Origin of the sequence: Desulfosarcina variabilis str. Montpellier, assembly GCF_048565275.1 — a bacterium.
In the GTDB taxonomy this organism is placed as follows: domain Bacteria; phylum Desulfobacterota; class Desulfobacteria; order Desulfobacterales; family Desulfosarcinaceae; genus Desulfosarcina; species Desulfosarcina variabilis.
Window position 1 is genome coordinate 1632622 of sequence record NZ_CP159846.1, and the last position, 18469, is coordinate 1651090.

Consider the following 18469-nt stretch of genomic DNA (forward strand, 5'->3'; position numbering starts at 1 on the left):
GCCTCATTGGTTGGCTATTGTTTCAAATGCTCGGCAAGGCGTTTGGCCATCATTCCGGCTTGATTGAGGTCAACCGCTTCATGGACACCGGCCACGTAAGGTCCATGACTGAAGATGATTTCGTAAGTATCGAAAAACTGCAGGACGCTCGCGTTTGCAACCGGTGGTTTTATGTCAACGGCGGTTGCACCAAAGGTGACCAGCGTCTGGCTGAAATTGTCGGCCAGGGCCGATGCGGCTTCCGGTGTCTGACGATCGGAGACAAAGACGGTCAGCCGGGTGCCGTCGATCAGGTACTGAGCGGTGTAAATATGATCCAGCATCTCATAGCCAAAGGCGTTGGCGGTAATCAGTTGCCGTGTTGTCGTGTCCAGGTCTTGGGTTGGAAACAAGTCTTGGCCAGGGGCCTTGGCCTTGGATGCCCCGGCATGGCTTTCGGCAAAACGCCTGGCCAATGTCCCCATGGCCTCATTGAGCATATCATCGGCATTTGTACCGATTAGTTCCAGGTAAAATTGTCCATGAACCATGAACAGCGCATTTTCAGTACGGTAGGCGTCCGGCAGGCTGCGATCGGATGTTGCTGCGTCCCGGCGTTGCATGCTGTAAACGGAAAAGGCGTTTTCCGGTGTGCCCATGTCATAAGCAAACACCTCGATCCAGTTGCCGGCAGCGCTTTGCAAGGTAAACCGCTGCGCGTTAAGGGATATGAATCCCGATGATAGATAGAGGTCGGCGCGGCCGTTGATTTTTTCGTAAAGCGTGTCCGGACCGAAATGTTCAGGCGGTGAAAAGGGGATCAGATCGCTTCCGGTGGTGTCGACCACGGCTGCGGGCGTGGTGTTGGCGGATGTGGCGGCAATCTGTGATTCCGGTCGCAACGCAATCACTGCCGGATGGGTGTGATATTGGCGAAGAAAGACCCAACCGGCCACGACTACCAGCACGGCCAGGATGATCATGGAAATTCGGGTTTCAAGGGGCCCCGGTTGTTTTTGGAAAGCTGTTTTCATTGCATTCGTCGCAATGGGTTGTCATGGGTTGAGCGCTGAACCAATAGCCTTGTCTGAATCATTGGCTTGGTCCGGACGACAAGACGGAAAACGGCTGCACATCGACCGCTTGTCGGTTAGCCCACAATACAATTTTTTTTGTGTGGTTTGTCAACCGTTGATCGGTGAATGATCTATATCTCAGCATTCAATATCAATGTTTTTGTTGAAATTGGACGGCTTTTTCCCTATCGTGCTGACCCTCGAACCACCCCTTGACCGAATCCACAACTGAATCAGGAGATATAAAAATGATCACGATCCTTTTCAGTGCCAGAGCAAAAGCAGATAAAGTTGATGCGTTTAGAGAATTTGCGGAAAAAGCCACCCCATTGTCACACGCCGAGGACGGCTGCCTGGGCTATGTCTTCCATCAGCAGAAAGACGATCCCCGCAACATTGTCTTGCGTGAGCAGTGGCGGGATAAAGGTGCATTGGGTGAACATGTCAAGAATTTGGTGGCGGTGTTTGGCCCGCCCCATCCAGGACAGCAGCTTCCCGCTTCTTTTATCGACCTTTGCGAGTCATTCGATTTGAAATTTTATGATGTAATCGGTGAATGATCCCGGATGCACCAGCGGACGAAGGCGATCGGTGTCGAAAACGACTATGAAGAAACCAGGGATCAATGTCGGTATTCGTAGAATCTGGAGGGCGATGTGAAAAAATTCGAAAATAAAGTGGCGGTAATAACCGGTGCGGCAAGTGGGATTGGCCGTGGTCTTGCCCAGCGTTGCGCACAGGAGAAAATGAAGATCGTATTGGCCGATATCGAGGAAAAAGCACTGCTTGCCGCGCAGTCCGAATTAAAAGCAGCCGGTGCACAAGTCATCGCCATCCTCACCGATGTTGCCAATCATGAAAACGTGAAAGCCCTGGCAAGGGAAGCCATCAATGCATACCAGCACATTGATTTATTGTTCAACAATGCCGGCGTGGCAGCAGGCGCCGCCATCTGGGAAAGCACGTTCAACGATTGCAAATGGGTAATCGATGTCAACCTTTGGGGCGTTATCCATTGTATTCGAGAATTTGTTCCCATCATGATGGAACAGAACACACCGTGCCATATTGTTAACACATCCTCGATCGCAGGCTTGACCACATACCATCCATCGGCGCTTTACCAGTTGACCAAGCATGGTATCGTTGCCATATCCGAGCAGCTTCATCACGATCTGGCCATCCGGAGGGCGAAAATAAAGGTGTCTGTACTGTGCCCCGGATTTGTCAAAACGAACATCATGGATGCCGAGCGCAATCGTCCCGCGGCATATTTTAATCAGCAGATAAATGGACAGAAAACGGCGGATGCGGATGACATGGAAGATGCGTTTTATCAAATGATCAAAAACGGGATGCCGCCCAAAGCGGTGGCCGCTCGTGTCTTCCAGGCTATCGTTGAAGAGAACTTTTATGTTTTTACCCACCCGGAATTGAATATTTTGATTCAGGCCCGCATGGAGGATATCCTTGCGGGCCTTAATCCGGCTCTTCCGCCCGGGCCTCAGTAATGTAACATAAAATGTTTTAGCGAAGTAAGAGGGAGGGGAGGAGAACATTGATGGCAACTTCACATTTAATCGAAACCCTGAAAGAAACCGTTTTTCATCAGACCTCCCCTGAAATTACCCAGGTAACCGAGCTTGCCGATTTTCATGAATCCCAAAATTTGAATCGCCCAGTTTAGGTCAGACAAGGAAGGCCGGGAGTTTAATAAAGGCTCTTTTCAAGAGGGGGAACTGGCATGGCCACTAGCTCCCTATGCCCGCAGGAATCCAAGCCTGTTCAGTATTGCCGCCTTGGAAGATATCAGAATCTCGGTGTGCGGGTTTGATCGTTTTCAAGCGTGGCTGAAAAACTATGGGTATTGGGAAAGATTTGCATTGCCCTATGCGGAATCTTTTGCCGCCGAGAAATTTTTAAGAGAATATGAATTCCTGATCCATTCGGCCGCAGAACGATTTGAAAATTTTTTGGCCAATTATCCGGAGCTTGCCAAACGGATTCCTGATTACCATCTGGCCAGCTATCTTGGGATCACCAATGTATCCTTGTCCAGAATAAAAAGACGCAAAATTTTAACATAGGATAATTACAATCCGGCTTTTTCGTTTATTCTCCTGATCAATCATAATTTGTTGATCCTTTATTCTCAGGAGGTAGAAAATGAAATTATTAGCCGGAAAAACAGTGCTGATCACCGGCGGCAGTGACGGAATCGGTTCAGCCATTGCCACGGCTTGTGCTGGGCAAGGCGCCAATCTGGTGCTTGTGGGAAGAGGCAGGCAAAAGCTGTCAAAAAAAGAAAATGATCTTTTACCCTACGGCATCGATGTCATCTCGATTTCAATCGATCTATACAGCAACGGGGCTGTCCATGAGGTCGCCGGAAAAATTGCTGATGACAGACGACGTATCGATATCTTAGTGAATAATGCAGGTATTGGCCGCTTTATCCCTTTTTCGGATTTCGATCAGGACGTTCTGGATTTACATTTGAATCTGAATGTCAGGGTACCCTATCTGCTGACACGGGCGCTACTGAATGATCTGATCGAGGCGCACGGGAATGTAATCAACATCTTTATCAAACAGGGGGACGTTCACCTAAGTTCAGCTTGGGAATCAGCAAGATCATACAAGAAGCTGAATACACTTCCCGATATAACACGGCCGCAGGTAAGATCGGTTTTCCGGATAGATCCGAAAACAATCAAAAAGGAACGTTATCAACATGAAAACCCAGACCATCGCGGCCAACATTGACAGTGGAACCATTTATTACACAAACCGTTCTGAAGAAAGCGCTGATCTGCAGTGGGCGGAGCATCCCAATTTTAAAGGTGTTTATCTGAAGCATCTGATAAAGGGTGGGGATACCGATGGCCGTTTCAGCTCGCATCTGGTCAGGATCGATCCTGACTGCTGCCTCGAAACCCATTGCCACGAAAACCAATTGGAGTTACATGAAATTATAGAAGGTGAGGGGGTTTTTCACCTCAACCAGGAGGTGTTCGAGTATCATCCCGGGAAAATGGCGGTTATCCCCATGGCGGAAAATCATCGGGTTCAGGCGGGAAAACAGGGATTGACGATACTGGCCAAATTTTTCCCTGCATTAATGTAAGAGCCTGTTTGAGATAAAGGAAGGTTGCATGGACAGGCAAAAAGAAAGTATCAAAACCTTCAACCTTCCTTTTTTTGAAGGCGTGGAAGCCATCGCCGGCCATCACATCCGCAATGAATTTCGCCGTCATATTCACGAATCATACATTATCGGCATTGTTGGGCAGGGATGCCGGATCATCGATGACCAGGACGGCCCGATTAAGGTCTTGGAAGATGAGATATTTGTCTTGAATCCCGGCCGGGTCCATGCCTGCCGCTCGGGAAGCCCTGCCGGACATTCGTACAGGGCTTTGAGTGTTCGGGCAGAAACCATGCAATCCATCGCCTGCCAGATTTCCGGTTTAGAGGAAAAGGCGCCTTTTTTCAAACACGTCCGGTATACACATGACGTGTTGTGTGATCGAATAAAACAATTATTTACGATCATGGACGCACCGGAATCGGATCTTCAGCTTGAAAGCATGCTTTTTACGCTGCTCACTTTTTTGATACGCCGTTTTTCCGCGTCACCTCCTCCGATTGACAAATCACAAAAAGCCAAAGACTCAATCAAACGTGCCTGTGAATACATCGGCCGGAATTTTGAAACATATATTTCACTGAAACAACTTGCCGATGTGGCCTGTTTGAGCCCCTTTCATTTCCAACGAGAATTCAAAAAGCATATCGGGATAACGCCCCATGAGTATCTGAGTGATTGCAGGATTCGTGAGGCGAAAAAAATGCTCTTGAAATCAGGAGATATCGCCGATATCGCCATCCGGTTGGGATTCTTTGATCAAAGTCATTTCTCAAGAGTCTTTAAGAAATCGGTGGGTGTGCCGCCGGGGAAATTTCGCCGTACCAATCTGGTTCGATATCAATCCCATTTCGGCGCCAATCCAATCATAATCATAGCTGAGTAAAACAATGGTCTATCAAAGATGGCGTTAAAGTCTCATGAGATTTATGACTTGCCATATTCATGGCTGTATGAAAAATAAACAAAATCCTTTCAAATTCGGGTTACGATGCACGGTCCACTGGAAAAATGGTGCTGTTTTTGGAATTCATGTTGCGGTTGAATGGTTAAAGGGAGTGACAATGAAAAAGACAGGCAAGTTGTTTTTGGTGATTACAATACTCTGCATATGGGTTAATTTGGGTGCTGACAAAATAATGGGGCTGGACGCAGCCATTGCTGATGCGGCCATTATTGATGATCCCACCTCCTTTTCTGATTTTGTTGGGGCATTTGGTACCACCTCGAGTGATTCGGACTACAATGCGGTCTATGACCTTGATAATGATAGTGATATTGACGGTCGGGATGTTTTTGCTCTCTTGAATGAGGAAGATGATGGCCTTCCGCCGGCGGGCAATCCGTTTGGTGAGTGTGCCATTCCGTCCGATGCCATGGAAGAGGATACCTCCACACCGGACCAGGTGATCGGCAACGGCACCCCTGCCAGTTGTACGAGCCAGGCGGTTGTAGGCGCCATTGCCCTCGGGGGCATCATCACGTTTGATTGCGGGCCGGACCCAATCACCATAACATTGAATGAGACTGCCAAGATTTTTAACAACACCGGTCCCCAGATTGTCGTCGACGGCGGCGGGAAGGTGACCTTGAGTGGGGGCAACCAGCGGCGGATTCTGTACATGAACACCTGTGATGGGAATCAGGTCCATACCACCAGCCATTGCCAGGACCAGGATCATCCGCAGCTAACCATTCAGAATCTGACCTTTATCAATGGGAATTCAAAATCGGAAACCAAGTACACGGGCGGCGGCGCCGTTTATGCGTATGGCGGCCGATTCAAGGTCGTTAATTGCCGGTTTTTCAACAATGTGTGTGCCGATACCGGACCGGATGTCGGGGGTGCCGCGATCCGTGCGTTCGGCCAGTATCAAGACCAGCCCGTTTATGTGGTCAACAGCACATTTGGCGGCAGAGATGGTCTGGGCAACGTGGGCTCCAACGGCGGAGGCATCAGCAGCATCGGTGTGTCATGGACCATCATCAACAGCCTTTTTTCCTACAATGAGGCGATCGGATATGGCGGGAACCCGGAGAATGACGGCACCCCGGGCGGCGGCAGCGGCGGTGCCATTTACAATGACGGGAACGATATGGTCCTTTCACTGTGCGGTACGCGCATCGAATACAATGAAGTCAATCAGCACGGCTCGGGCATCTTTTTTGTCACCAACAATCATAGAGGATATATTACGATGGAAGATACAGCCATTGAAAACAATATTGGTGGATATTGGTATCCAGTCTATCCCCAGATCAGCTGCCATGATGATACGCCGATTCGTGTGGATGGTGTTTGGCAATAGTTCGGATGATTTTGGTAACATAACGAATCTTCTGCTCGTCGGCTTGTTTGTGTAGGAGCGGTCCATGGCCGCGACCTGAGGATGATGATTTATCTGGAAAGGTCGCTGGCATGTCCGCCTCCCAAAAGTCTGGCATGGAGGACGGTTTGGGAATAAAAAACCGATAGCATTCGGCCCGACCTTCAGCCTTCAGCCTAAACGGTTATAAACCTATTGTCTCAGGTATAGAGGAAGATTTGGAACTAAAAAAAGCGATGGCATTCCTTTTCGTTCTGTCCTTTTTGGCGGCCTTGACGGCAGCGGCAGGACCGCCATCGCTTCAAAAGGCAAGCCCTTACACCGGTGATCAAGCGATTGCCGGCTGGATGATGAGTGAAAAACTCGACGGCATTCGCGGGTACTGGAATGGCAGCGCATTGCTTACCCGGAAAGGCAAAACCATCCATGCACCGGATTGGTTTGTCGCCGGTTTCCCTCCGTTTGCATTGGACGGCGAACTGTGGCGCAAGCGAAATGATTTTAATTTTGTGCAAAATACCGTGCTGGATGCGGTGCCGAGCGAGAACTGGCGGCAAATCACCTACAATATTTTTGAAGTTCCAGATGCGAAGGGGGCATTCAATGACCGCCTGGATAAGGCCAGCCAGTGGTTTACAAATCACCCGACCCCCCATGTGCGCATCATCGAGCAAATGGTCTGCAAGGGGCCGGATCACCTGACCGCCTTTCTGAAAAAGGTCGAATCCCTTGGCGGAGAAGGGGTGATCGTCAAGAACCCGGATCTGGAATTTCATTCCGGACGCACCCCGTATGTGCTGAAAGTCAAGAATTTCGATGATATGGAAGGTGAAGTGATTGCCCATCGCCCGGGCCAGGGAAAATTCAACGGTATGATGGGAAGTTTGACCCTGCGGCTCGACAGCGGTGTGACCTTTAACCTGGGCACTGGATTCACGATCGACCAGCGCAAACAACCGCCACCCATCGGTGCCATTGTAACCTTCAAGTATCAGGGATTTACCAAAAACGGTATTCCAAGGTTTGCTTCGTACCTAAGGGTGAGAAAAGACTAATCCGTGTTCATCCAGAAACGGCGCCTCGCACCCGATTCCGGCGTTGGTCAACAAATTCAAATCCTCAAAATATTACCAATATTCCTCCGGTTTGAATCTGTTGTCCGCCTTGGACTCGGGCGAGATTCACCATTTCTGGACGAGCACGAACTAATGCCCTTATTCATCCAGATCCGGTTCAAAAGAAATACTCAACGTGTAAGCACCGTCTTCGAACCGGGTGCTTATCTGGTAATTCCCTTTCTCAAATACCTTCATCATTGCCTGGTTGGTGGCCAATACATCGGCCGTCATGCCCCGGACGCCGCGCAGGCGGGCCAGGCGGGCCAACATATGGTACAGGTAGGTGGCAATCCCCAGGCCCTGATAGTCCTCGTCCACGACAAAGGCCACATCTCCGGTTGGCTTGTCGCGATCCCGGACAAACCGGGCCTCGGCAATAATGCGTCCCTGACCCGGTGGGCCCACAAGCCCCACCACGCTGAGTACATCCCGGTAATCCACATTGACATAGGCCTGCATTTTGGCGTGGGGCATGGTTTTAATGGGGGCGAAATAGCGGTAGTAAATCGCCTTGTCTGAAAACCGGTAAAAAAGGCGGCGCATTTCCTCTTCATCAGATGGCTTGATGGCGCGAAAGCGGACTGTGATGCCATTCTTAAACGTGTGCTGTGCGCTGATTTCCGATGGGTACAGGTGAGCACTCTCTTTGATAAAAATCTGGTCCGGGTAAAGAATATGGGCTGTTTTGGCCTGGTCCACCAGTCCTGGTCGGTCGTCGGGATGGGCGATCTCGATGAGGGCCTGGGCCCTTTCACGTACGGTCCTGCCGGAGAGTGCGGCAATACCGAATTCGGTGGCAATCATGTCCACCGAATCGGGTAAATTGAGCTGGTTGGGAAGATCGGCGATGGAAAGACGAATGTTTCCCTTGCCTTTCAGGTTGCGGCTGGGCAGGGCAAAGATGGTGAAACCGCCCCGGGATATTTCCGCGCCATTGAAAAAATCCATGGCCTGTCCAGGACCGGAGGTGATGCTACCCTTGCCGGCGTGCATGGCAATACGCCCGGACAGATCCACTTTGCGGGCCGGGAAAATGGTCACGAAGCGTGGATTCTTGCCGATCTCAATGGGACTGAACACTTTGTCGATACCCTGGAATTCCACCAGCGGGTTGCCGTCCAGCCAGCGCATCAGCTCAGGTGATCCCATGGCGTAGCTGGTCACCGATTTGCCCTGGAAATTTTTTTTACGGCGGTTGGTGACCGCACCACTTTTAATCAGGGCCATGACCGCGTCGGTGATGAGCGGGGAGTGAATCCCCAGATCTTTTTTAGCGGCCAGGTGGCGGGGCAGGGCATCATAGATGGGGCCATAGGAAAAGGCCAGACAACTGCCGTCCTCGATCACCGAGGCCACATGGGCCGCCATTTGGTCGTAGACTTCTTTTACCGGCCAGCAGGGAACATAGGGCGCCGATTCATTGCTACCCACCAGCATGTCGAATTCATTTGCCGAGACAAAGGTATCGCCATGGGTGCGGGGGATGTTGGCATTGATTTCGCCGATCACCAGGGATGCCCGCGCCATGGCCTGCCGTCCGGCATCCACGGCAATGCCCAGGGAACACAACCCATTGGTGTCCGGTGGGGTAATCTGCAGGATGGCCACATCCACCGGCAGTTGGCGGCTGGTAATCAGCCAGGGAATGGCCGAAAAACGGCTCGGAATCAGGTCCACTTGCCCGGCGCTAACGGCTTCGCTGGCCACCCAGCCGGAAAAAAAGGTTTTCAGCCGGTATTTTTGGGATCGCAGCGCTTCCAGTTCGATGGCATCGCCAAAGCTCAGGATTTGGATCAATGTGAGGTCTTGAAGGTTTTCGGCATTGGAGGCCATCAGCGCCTTGACCAACGTCCGGGGCTCTGCCGCGCCGGTGCCAAGGAAGATGTTCATGCCGGGCTGGATGTGGGCCAGGGCCTGATCCGGGGTGACCCGTTTGTACGATGGGGTGGATGATGGTGATTTGGGCATTGAAGCTTCACTGGTTGATGGTTTATAGTTTGTGGCGTTGGGATCAGGATGTAGTGCCTGGAGAGTTATTTTTCATTTTTCATTTTCCATTTTGCATTCTCAATTTCCCATTATCTATTTCCAATCCAAGGACCTTCTATTATGAAATACGATTTTGACCAGGAGATCAACCGCAAAGATACGCAATCCGTCAAATGGGGTGTGATTCAAGATCCGGACAATCCTTCACGCTGGAACAACACCGATGATTATTTCGGCGAGAACCCCATGCTGCCGCTGTGGGTGGCGGATATGGATTTTCCTGCGCCGCAACCAGTGGTGGATGCCCTGGTGCGACGGGCAAAGCACGGCATTTACGGTTACACCCTACGAACCGAGGATTACGATGCGGCAGTGGTGGACTGGATGAAACGGCGCCATGGTTGGCAGATCGAGCCTGACTGGATTCTCACCACGCCCGGCGTGGTGCCGGCGGTCAATCTGCTGATCCACACGTTTGTCCAGCCCGGAGAAAACGTGTTGTTGCAGCAGCCGGCGTACTATCCATTTTTTTATGCCATCGAAAACAACACCGCCCGCATCGTCTCCAGCAGTCTGTGTCTTGATGGCGACCGCTACACCATGGACTTTGCGGATTTTGAAAAAAAGGCCGCGGATCCGACCACGACCCTGTTCATTCTCTGCAGCCCTCACAACCCGGTGGGGCGCGTATGGACCCCTGATGAACTGACCCGCGTGGGTGAAATTTGTCTTGAGCATAACGTTCTGGTGATTGCCGACGAGATCCATGCCGACCTGGTTTACAAGGGGGTGACCTTCACGCCGTTTGCCACGATCAGCGAATCATTCGCCGAAAACGCGGTGGTCTGCACGGCGCCCAGCAAAACCTTCAACCTGGCCGGCTTGCATACCTCCAATATCATCATTTCCAACCCGACCCTGCGGCGCCGCTTCCAGAAAACCCTCAACAGTTGCGGCATGGGCAAATGGGCCAGTCCTTTTGGGGTGGTGGCCTGTGAGACCGCCTATCGGGAGGGAGAGCCGTGGCTGGAGCAGGTCATGGAGTATATCGAAGGCAACCTGGATTATTTGCAGCAATACATTGCGGCGCACATACCGGGCATTCGGATCATCCGGCCCGAAGGCACTTACCTGGTTTGGCTTGACTGCCGCGGATTGGGGCTGGACAGCCAGGCGTTGAAGCGCCTGATGATGGAAAAGGCGCGCATTTTTCCCGACGAAGGCTTTATCTTCGGACCCGAGGGGGATGGATTCGAGCGCATCAATATTGCCTGTCCGCGGTCCATTTTGAAGGAGGCTTTGGAACGGATACAAAGGGCGGTCAGCGATTGAACAACGTAAAGCCAACCAAGATCAACCCCATACCCACCAGGTGATAGATCTTCAAGGACTCATCCAAAAAGAGAATCGCCAGAATGGCCGTGAACATAGGGATCAGGTTGATGAACAGGCCGGTGCGGTTGGCACCGATCACGGCAACGCCCCGGTTCCAGCAAAAATAGGCCACAATGGAGGGAAATACCGCCACATAGGCGATGCTGCCAAGGGTTGTCGGTGTGACCGAGAAGCCACCAAAGGTAAACACCTCCCACAAATAAATCGGCAGCAATCCCATGCATCCCACGCCAAACGCATAGGTGAGAAAACTAAATGGGTGAATGCCGGGCCGCTTAGGCAACAGGGCCGAATACAACGCGTATAAAACGACGGCCAGAAGCATCACCAGATCCCCTTGCACCAGGGCCATGTCCATCAGTGCCCGCCAGCTCCCTTTCAGCACGACCACACCAGCGCCGGTCATACAAAGCATCACGCCTGCGGTTTGCAGCCAGGTAATCCGTTCGCTGTACACGATCAGGGATATGATGATAATTACCGCCGGCATGGTGGTCTGGATCAAGGCCACATTGATGGCCGTGGTGGTGTGGACCGACAGATAAAGCAGGGTGTTGAAGGTGGTGACCCCAAAAAAGGCCAGCAGGCAGATCATTTTCCAGCCGGCCAATGCGGCGTGCCAATCGCGTTTGACATAGGGCCAGGTCAGAGGCAGCAGGATCAGAAAAGCGACGGCCCAGCGCCAGAAGGCCAGTGCCACCGGCGGGATCAGGCTCGCAACGCCTTTGCCTAAAACGATATTGCCCGCCCAGCACAAAGGTGCCACGGCAACGATGAGAAATGCGAACAGGGATGGTTTTTGATCAGTGGTCATGGATCGTTGGTTCTTTCAGGCGGCAATATAAGCCGACGCATGATTGTCAACATGAAGCTGCTTCATAATTTATAATGGTAAGGATAATTTATAAAAAACCAAGTGCTTTTACAAGGTGGCGCCTGCGGCAATAGGTTTATAGCCGTTCAGGCTGAAGGCTGAAGGTCGGGTGGAATGCTGTCGGTTTTAAGTCCTCAAACCTTCCTCCCTGCCCGTCTTGTAGGAGCTGGCCATGCCTGCGATAATAGGTTTTTAGCCCTTTAGGCTGAAGGCTGAAGGTCGGACGGAATGCGATCGGTTTTGTATTCCCAGATCGTCCTCCACGCCCGGCTTGTAAGAGCTGGCCATGCCTACGACTTCAGTTCCTCATATTGGATGTCAAATGCGGTTGCCCTGGGTTCCTGCAACGTTAGGGTTTACAGAAAACGCTTTATCCATTATGGTTGGCCCGCCCCATGCGTTGGTACTTTTCCTGATGATCCAGATCCATTGTTTAAATTGAGCAGTTCGCATTTTAGCGATTTCAGTCTTCTACGAAACTTCACTGACCTGCCTCTCGCTCCCATGCTGTGCGTGGGAACGTCAATTGTAATTCTCCGGATCGGGCAGGGTTTTTTCGCAGGAGTGATGAAAAAGGCGTCTATTGGGGGAGCCATCATCGAAATGAATACTATCAATAAGAGATATGAAATAAGAGTCGCTGAAGATAAAGATGTTCCTGATTTGACCAAAATGCTTTTCTCACTTAGAGCACATATGTTTAGGTCCAACAATCTTTTGTGGAAATACAGCGTTAATAGAAGGGCCGAACAATCCAAGTTCTATCAAAAAATGATTAGAAATCCAGACATTTTATTACTCACTGTATTTGATTCTGTTTCCGCTTCAAATGTAGGGTTAGGTTTTGGTTGGATTATAAAAAATGAACAATATGATATAAGCAAATTTGGACAAATAGGTGATATTTGGATTGAACCTACACATAGACGCAAAGGCTTATGTAAAGAACTTGTATCACAAATAATAAGTTTCTTCAGCTTGTCTGGGGTTGAATCATTATCACTCGAATATTCTCAAGGAAATTTTGAAGCGGAGAAAGTGTGGAAAAATTTGGGCTTTAAAAATACTTTAATTACAGCTCATGCTAATCTATCAGAAATTAAAAGAAAATTATAACCAGCAAATAAACGTGGATTCGCTGAAGCTTGCCGGTTATCGCAACGGTTATGTAAACAGAGAATAGGATTTAAATGATAAATATCTTCTTTACAAAATTAAGAAGAGAAATTGCTTATTGAGATTTTTGGAAATGATTATGAAGTTTATCAGACATCAACTGGAAGATTCATTCCAAAAATTATTATACCAAAAAATGTCACATAACCTCATTTTTTTTGTAGCTTATCGGTGTTCCGTTGTCACTCCAAACCGGAATGTGAGAAATGCATTAAATTGTCATGGAAATAAAAATACAAACGGCAAAAAAAGAACATGTCCAAGATTGTATAGACTGTGCAAAGCATTCAAATCTATGGGAGGCATATTATAAATTCAATCCTTTATTAGAGGATAATATTAAAAAAGCGATAACCAAAAAACAAATTTATGTCGCCTTAAATAAAAATGACAATTGCATTGGTTTCATGGGTATAATTCATAATGGTTGTTTTGGTGAATTTTCCTATTTATCTGCTCTCGCAATAAAAAGAAGGTATAGAAGTAAAGGGATAGGTAAGTATCTTATCCATCGATTTGAAGACATAGGATTTCAAAAGGCAGATAGAGTTTTTATTTTAGTAAGTGATTTTAACAAAGAGGCACACAAATTCTATAAAGGTTTAGGATATAAAAAAGTAGGAAATATTCCAGACTTATTTAAAAAAGGGATATCTGAACATTTATTAATAAAATACAAAATCTAACATCAGTTGGTCCCACCTGAACGCGGGGGCCGAGCCATTTCGTAAGATTTTAGGTAAAAGGAAGGCCGGTTGCACTCTGAAGGTTTTTTGGAAGCCCTTGCTCCAAGTGAACCGAAGCGTTCGATAAATAGGAGATAACATCAGTGTTCAATAGAAAAGAGAAAGCTAAAGCACTAATAGCGACAATATCAAAATCAATACCTGATGTTCATGTCTCATTACAAGGCATCGTGTTTGCTGGAAAAGATGATGAACTATCAGATATTGATATTTCAGTTAAAGTATCCTAATCTTTATACATGTTGCGTTAAATATTTAGACTACATCGAACATGACGATTCACCAGATTTAGAAGCCCTTGCGGTTCCCAAAAGAATAGTGAGCTTTTCGCCAATATAAGGAAAAGTGAGATGGAAAAGAATGATAAGGAAATATGATGGCAGGCTTTATAATTTTCTGTAACCAAATGAAATACAATTAGATATGGCTTTTAAAAATTCTACTATTTATTTTTTGAGCGGTACAGGAATTGGCAACTTGATTGATCGCATATTGCACAATGGTTTTGTTATGGATTTTTTAAATGTCGGTATCGGGCCGCTTCGAACCGGCATTTTTAACGTTGCTGACGTAGCTATTATGGGCGGTGCTGCCCTATTATTTTTCAAAACTTTTCGGAAAAAAGAGGAAAATCGCTAACCACGTGTTGCAAGGGTAGCCGAAGCCGGTGCGTTTTGAACAGACGCATCAATCTGGAAATCATCAGAAATTTAATAGTTCAGTGGGATTTTCGGCTGGCCCGAACGGCGTGTTAATAAAAGTTGTCAATCAGGATGTTGATACCGAAGAGGGGGAAACGGATGTTACTTGATAAATATTTACCAAAATACACTTTCAAAGAATACCATGATATTCAAATCTCTTGCTCCAAAGAATATGCATACACTGCCGCCAGAAATCTTGATTTTTCGAAATCAAAAACAATAAGGTTTTTATTAACAGTTCGAGGATTGCCTACTAATGATCTGACTTTGGAAGGATTTGTAAAACAAGTTAAGTTTACTTTTCTTGAAGAAATCCAAAATGAAGAATTTATTATTGGTTTTTGGGCAAAGGTTGGGGTTGAGAAAATTATAGATAAAAATCAGTTTGCTATCGATAATACATCAAGAAGATTAAAGGTGGTGTGGAATTTTAAAATTAACCAGATAGAGGATGAATTGGTTGTGGCTAGCACTGAAACACGGGTATATTGTATAGCGATGATTACGAAGCTGTTTTTTGCTATTTATTGGCCGATCATAAGGCCTTTCAGTGGTTTAATTAGAAAGAAAATGCTTAGCATCATAAAAGAGAACGCCGAAAATTCTTTCAAATCAAGCGTTTTAAAGGATAATCTGATACCAAGCGAAACATAACATCATGCTTGACAAGGATTCGCGGAGAAAATCACCTGCGCAACTGTCAGCATGGCAGTTATCAGGGTAACCGCATTTAAAACTGAGTTATGCAAAAATATGGTCGCAGGCATGGCCAGCTCCTACAAAAAACGTACATGGCCATGCATTTTTAAAGATGTAGGATCGGGCCATGTCCGCGAAAAATAGAAATCGATCCAAATGCGGTTGCACTGTGACCGTTATGCAGAGGACATATGATTACTATACGCCAAGCGAAATCCGGCGATGCAAAAGAAATTGCCAAAATACATATTGATTCATGGCGAGCAGCTTATAGAGGGATCGTCCCTGACTCACAACTAGACAAGTTCAATTACATTCAACATTCTGAAAGATTTCGCAAGTCGCTGGAAGCACATTCTGAGGAGACTTATGTCGCAGAAATAGATATGCAAATAATTGGTTTCCTAACCATCGGTCAATCCCGGGATGATGATCTCGATCAGAATGCTACGGCTGAAATTTGGGGCATATATCTTAATCCAAATTATTGGTGTAAAGGGATCGGTCGTTCTCTTTGCGAATGGGCTGAGAGTACTCTATCGACCAGAGGATATGAACAAATAATTCTATGGGTGTTTGCGGACAATATCCAGTCTTGTAAGTTTTACGAAACCATAGGATATTTACACGATGGTGCTTCAAAGATATTAAACATTGGGACACCGCTTAGAGCTGTGCGCTATTTGAAGACACTCCAACCTAAATTGAGCGATTCAAATTTTGGTATACATGAAAAATGATTTCGATAAAACCATCTACTACTGAGAATAACGACTTTATACGGAAGACGCATCATCTTGCCTATCGTGAAATGGTCCAACGTCAATTTGGGAAATGGGATCAACCTCAACAAGAAGAGTTTGTGAATCATGATTTACTGGAAGACGACCATGAAATAATATTTTTCGGTAATGAACCATGTGGTTATTTTTCGCTAAGTATAATCCAAGGGAAAATTCATTTGGTAAACTTTGCTATACTCCCGGAACATCAGTCAAAGGGTATTGGCGGGCTGGTTATTGAAAAATTGAAAGAACGTTCTAATAAATCGAAGAAGCCTCTTTCAATCGGAACATTCAAAACTAATTTAGATGCTCAGCGGTTTTATGAAAAGCATGAATTGAAAAGATGCGGTGAAACCGATACGCACTTCATTTATGAGTGGCCTGAAAAATCATAGCCTTTTCATGGTAAGGACACGCAAAGCAACCGTGCGCCTCGCAGCCATCCGTGAAGCGGCCGCTGTGCGCCGCTTAACGGGCGCGATTTGCTACGCCATGGAACGGATAGAACCACCCCCTTGAAGAAAGATTTCGAATGACTTGCAAACTGGACAAAAGTAATTGGCATGATTTTCTTGAAGTAACAAAAGATATTCACGCGAGACCGACCTTATTAAAAGCAATTGAATTGTTCAAAGTTCAAGAGCAAGTCAAAAAACTATTCACTGATTTTAAGGTGGAGTTTTTTCATGAGCGAGATGAGAGGGGGGCCATCTGCAACAGCTGGGATGAAGCATTGGCATAGTTTTTCTGTTGTCGCTAGAAAATTATAAATAGGTTGTTTTTTAGATAAAGAAATAATGAATCTGCTTACTCAAATGATAAAGGTGGCCTAATCGTTGTCCAAAACGTAACCACTGATTTTATGAATGGTAATTTTCAAAGAATGCGCCGTATTCTTGCTCATGAAATTTGTCATTTGTTTGTCCGTGAAAAATCGGGGTCATCACAAGGCCTTGGAGATGGATTAAAAGATTTGAAAGTAAGGCCATGGCTTGATGAGGGCTTCGCAGAGTACCTTTCCTGGCGTTGTATAGGGAAAAGGAATACTATATTAGATGAGGAATTAGAACACATAGAAAATCTTGAAAAAGTTGACCAATTGTTAAACGATTTCAACTCAGACAAACGGATTTCTGCATTTTATACAGCATCTCATCTTGTTGAGTGTTTTATTGAAGAACTTGGATTACTCAATTTTTTCGAATCTATGACAAAACTGTCTAAAGCAACTGAATTGTCAACCGTTACTTTCACAGCGGTTGTAAAAAGCTGATGCGTGTGAAGCACCCGTCACGCTGGAGACTCATTATATGACAAATGAAGCATCGAATTTCATTGCAGAAGGATCGATTGCCACACTAGCGCCTACCGTTGCACGTTTGTTTGTGGCTGCTATACCGACACTGGCTAGCGAACCGCATATTGAATCCGTCCTCGAAGTCAACAACAGTGTCGCTTGTGGTGAACCGATTGAGGGAAGTAAATGATCAGCATACCAACATTTTTTTTGTTTGCACAGGTTGTGGAGATTGATCAGACCACAACTGACAACATTGTCCCGTTTAAGCGATTTACCGTAGGGGATCGTTTTAATAGAAAAATTACGGCATATTTATCAAAACCACCGGTCGAAATGTGTGGGAAGAATCTTCCGTTAATACTTTTAATAAATGGATCTGGATGTCAATCGGTTTGGACGAAGTTTCATGACAGAATTCGTTCAGGTCTACAAGGACTGATCTATCAGTTGGTTAAAGGTAGAGCTCGGGTGTTGATAGTCGAAAAACCAGGAGTCAGGTTTCTTGACACCCCCAAACAGATGGGATCCGCGGAGGAGGGGGCAAAGGAATTCTTAAAAGAGCATACTTTACCGCGATGGACAGAGGCAAACATGGCAGCCCTGAAAACAGTACTGTCTCAGCCTGACATAAACTCAAAAAAAAATATGGTAACCGGTCATTCAGAAGGCGGAATCGTTGCTGCCCGCGTTGCTGCTAAAATTCCTGAAATTACACATGTTGCACCATTGGGGTGTGGTGGTGTGACCCAACTCTTTAGTCTTATCGAGTTTGCCCGGGCTGGGGCACCTGATGGACATAAAGAGCCAGCCGTACAAGATGTAGTTGATAATTGGGCTAGAATTCAAAAGAAACCGAATAGCATTGAACATTTCTGGATGGGCCATCCATATAGGCGATGGTCCACGTTTCTATCGGATTCTGTTGTTGATGAACTAAAGGGTACAAATGCAAAAGTCTATCTGGCCCAAGGCACTGAGGACCAATCGGATTCCGTAATTGGATTTGATGTTATGTATGCGGAGTTGCTTGTTCAAGGCCGTGATGTTACTGCCGAACGGATTGAAGGTGGTGACCACAGTTTTAGCGTGAAATGTGATGGTCGAGGAATGGTGTTTGTTTTTAAAAACGTTATTGAATGGTTTCTCTGCTAAC

General features: G+C 47.1%; 24 protein-coding genes. 21 read left to right on the forward strand and 3 right to left on the reverse strand.

Annotation, left to right across the window (positions count from 1 at the left end; all coding sequences use genetic code 11):
- Positions 1–14 precede the first annotated feature (14 nt).
- Entirely contained in the window at positions 15–1013 is a 999-nt protein-coding gene (locus Dvar_RS07195; protein WP_419661020.1) for a DUF6599 family protein, read from the reverse strand.
- A gap of 290 nt (positions 1014–1303) precedes the next feature.
- On the opposite strand from Dvar_RS07195, the gene Dvar_RS07200 reads away from it, so the two are divergent.
- The 9 genes from Dvar_RS07200 to Dvar_RS07240 all read left to right on the forward strand — a co-directional run bounded on the left by Dvar_RS07200 (position 1304) and on the right by Dvar_RS07240 (position 7585).
- Positions 1304–1615, forward strand: coding sequence for a putative quinol monooxygenase (locus tag Dvar_RS07200; protein WP_419661021.1), 312 nt, complete (start codon positions 1304–1306; stop codon positions 1613–1615).
- Between the two features lie 96 nt (positions 1616–1711).
- Positions 1712–2566, forward strand: coding sequence for an SDR family NAD(P)-dependent oxidoreductase (locus tag Dvar_RS07205; RefSeq protein WP_419661022.1), 855 nt, complete (start codon positions 1712–1714; stop codon positions 2564–2566).
- A gap of 50 nt (positions 2567–2616) precedes the next feature.
- Entirely contained in the window at positions 2617–2742 is a 126-nt protein-coding gene (locus tag Dvar_RS07210) for a hypothetical protein (RefSeq protein WP_419661023.1), read from the forward strand.
- Positions 2743–2854: 112 nt separating this feature from the next.
- Positions 2855–3142 carry a hypothetical protein gene (locus Dvar_RS07215; protein ID WP_419661024.1) on the forward strand — a complete coding sequence of 96 codons (288 nt, stop codon included), beginning with the start codon at positions 2855–2857 and terminating at the stop codon, positions 3140–3142.
- Positions 3143–3221: 79 nt separating this feature from the next.
- Complete coding sequence (locus Dvar_RS07220; protein ID WP_419661025.1) at positions 3222–3821, forward strand: SDR family NAD(P)-dependent oxidoreductase; 600 nt, start codon at positions 3222–3224, stop codon at positions 3819–3821.
- On the forward strand, positions 3790–4182 hold the full coding sequence (locus Dvar_RS07225) for a cupin domain-containing protein (RefSeq protein ID WP_419661026.1): 393 nt from the start codon (positions 3790–3792) through the stop codon (positions 4180–4182). The genes Dvar_RS07220 and Dvar_RS07225 overlap by 32 nt, the downstream gene beginning before the upstream one ends.
- Positions 4183–4210: 28 nt before the next feature.
- The gene (locus Dvar_RS07230; protein ID WP_419661027.1) at positions 4211–5089 is read left to right on the forward strand and encodes an AraC family transcriptional regulator; all 879 of its coding nucleotides are present in this window, start codon (positions 4211–4213) and stop codon (positions 5087–5089) included.
- A 178-nt stretch (positions 5090–5267) separates the two neighbouring features.
- A complete protein-coding gene (locus Dvar_RS07235) occupies positions 5268–6512 on the forward strand; it encodes a hypothetical protein (protein ID WP_419661028.1) in 1245 nt (414 codons plus the stop codon).
- Between the two features lie 236 nt (positions 6513–6748).
- Positions 6749–7585, forward strand: coding sequence for a DNA ligase (locus Dvar_RS07240; protein ID WP_419661029.1), 837 nt, complete (start codon positions 6749–6751; stop codon positions 7583–7585).
- Positions 7586–7744: 159 nt separating this feature from the next.
- On the opposite strand, the gene Dvar_RS07245 is transcribed toward Dvar_RS07240, so the two are convergent.
- The gene (locus tag Dvar_RS07245; RefSeq protein ID WP_419661030.1) at positions 7745–9616 is read right to left on the reverse strand and encodes a GNAT family N-acetyltransferase; all 1872 of its coding nucleotides are present in this window, start codon (positions 9614–9616) and stop codon (positions 7745–7747) included.
- Positions 9617–9757: 141 nt separating this feature from the next.
- Between Dvar_RS07245 and Dvar_RS07250 the strand changes: the two genes are divergently transcribed.
- Positions 9758–10969, forward strand: coding sequence for a MalY/PatB family protein (locus Dvar_RS07250; RefSeq protein ID WP_419661031.1), 1212 nt, complete (start codon positions 9758–9760; stop codon positions 10967–10969).
- Here Dvar_RS07250 and Dvar_RS07255 read toward each other — a convergent pair.
- Entirely contained in the window at positions 10959–11846 is an 888-nt protein-coding gene (locus tag Dvar_RS07255; RefSeq protein WP_419661032.1) for a DMT family transporter, read from the reverse strand. The two genes, Dvar_RS07250 and Dvar_RS07255, sit on opposite strands and share 11 nt — an antisense overlap.
- A 627-nt stretch (positions 11847–12473) precedes the next feature.
- Here Dvar_RS07255 and Dvar_RS07260 point away from each other — a divergent pair.
- The 11 genes from Dvar_RS07260 to Dvar_RS07310 all read left to right on the forward strand — a co-directional run bounded on the left by Dvar_RS07260 (position 12474) and on the right by Dvar_RS07310 (position 18468).
- Positions 12474–13022: a GNAT family N-acetyltransferase gene (locus Dvar_RS07260; RefSeq protein WP_419661033.1), complete on the forward strand. Its 549-nt coding sequence runs from the start codon at positions 12474–12476 to the stop codon at positions 13020–13022.
- Between the two features lie 281 nt (positions 13023–13303).
- Complete coding sequence (locus tag Dvar_RS07265; RefSeq protein ID WP_419661034.1) at positions 13304–13768, forward strand: GNAT family N-acetyltransferase; 465 nt, start codon at positions 13304–13306, stop codon at positions 13766–13768.
- A gap of 143 nt (positions 13769–13911) precedes the next feature.
- On the forward strand, positions 13912–14058 hold the full coding sequence (locus Dvar_RS07270; RefSeq protein WP_419661035.1) for a hypothetical protein: 147 nt from the start codon (positions 13912–13914) through the stop codon (positions 14056–14058).
- 193 nt (positions 14059–14251) lie between these two features.
- A complete protein-coding gene (locus Dvar_RS07275; protein WP_419661036.1) occupies positions 14252–14467 on the forward strand; it encodes a signal peptidase II in 216 nt (71 codons plus the stop codon).
- A 161-nt stretch (positions 14468–14628) separates the two neighbouring features.
- Entirely contained in the window at positions 14629–15186 is a 558-nt protein-coding gene (locus tag Dvar_RS07280) for a hypothetical protein (protein ID WP_419661037.1), read from the forward strand.
- A gap of 236 nt (positions 15187–15422) precedes the next feature.
- The gene (locus tag Dvar_RS07285; protein ID WP_419661038.1) at positions 15423–15971 is read left to right on the forward strand and encodes an N-acetyltransferase family protein; all 549 of its coding nucleotides are present in this window, start codon (positions 15423–15425) and stop codon (positions 15969–15971) included.
- Positions 15968–16411: a GNAT family N-acetyltransferase gene (locus Dvar_RS07290; protein ID WP_419661039.1), complete on the forward strand. Its 444-nt coding sequence runs from the start codon at positions 15968–15970 to the stop codon at positions 16409–16411. The genes Dvar_RS07285 and Dvar_RS07290 overlap by 4 nt, the downstream gene beginning before the upstream one ends.
- A 137-nt stretch (positions 16412–16548) precedes the next feature.
- The gene (locus Dvar_RS07295; protein ID WP_419661040.1) at positions 16549–16758 is read left to right on the forward strand and encodes a hypothetical protein; all 210 of its coding nucleotides are present in this window, start codon (positions 16549–16551) and stop codon (positions 16756–16758) included.
- Positions 16759–16899: 141 nt separating this feature from the next.
- Positions 16900–17289, forward strand: a complete 390-nt coding sequence (locus Dvar_RS07300; protein WP_419661041.1) for a hypothetical protein — start codon at positions 16900–16902, stop codon at positions 17287–17289.
- Positions 17290–17326: 37 nt separating this feature from the next.
- Positions 17327–17503 (forward strand): hypothetical protein, encoded by a 177-nt coding sequence (locus Dvar_RS07305; RefSeq protein WP_419661042.1) that lies wholly within the window; start codon positions 17327–17329, stop codon positions 17501–17503.
- The gene (locus Dvar_RS07310; RefSeq protein WP_419661043.1) at positions 17500–18468 is read left to right on the forward strand and encodes an alpha/beta hydrolase family protein; all 969 of its coding nucleotides are present in this window, start codon (positions 17500–17502) and stop codon (positions 18466–18468) included. Before Dvar_RS07305 ends, Dvar_RS07310 begins: the two co-directional genes overlap by 4 nt.
- Position 18469: the final 1 nt, after the last annotated feature.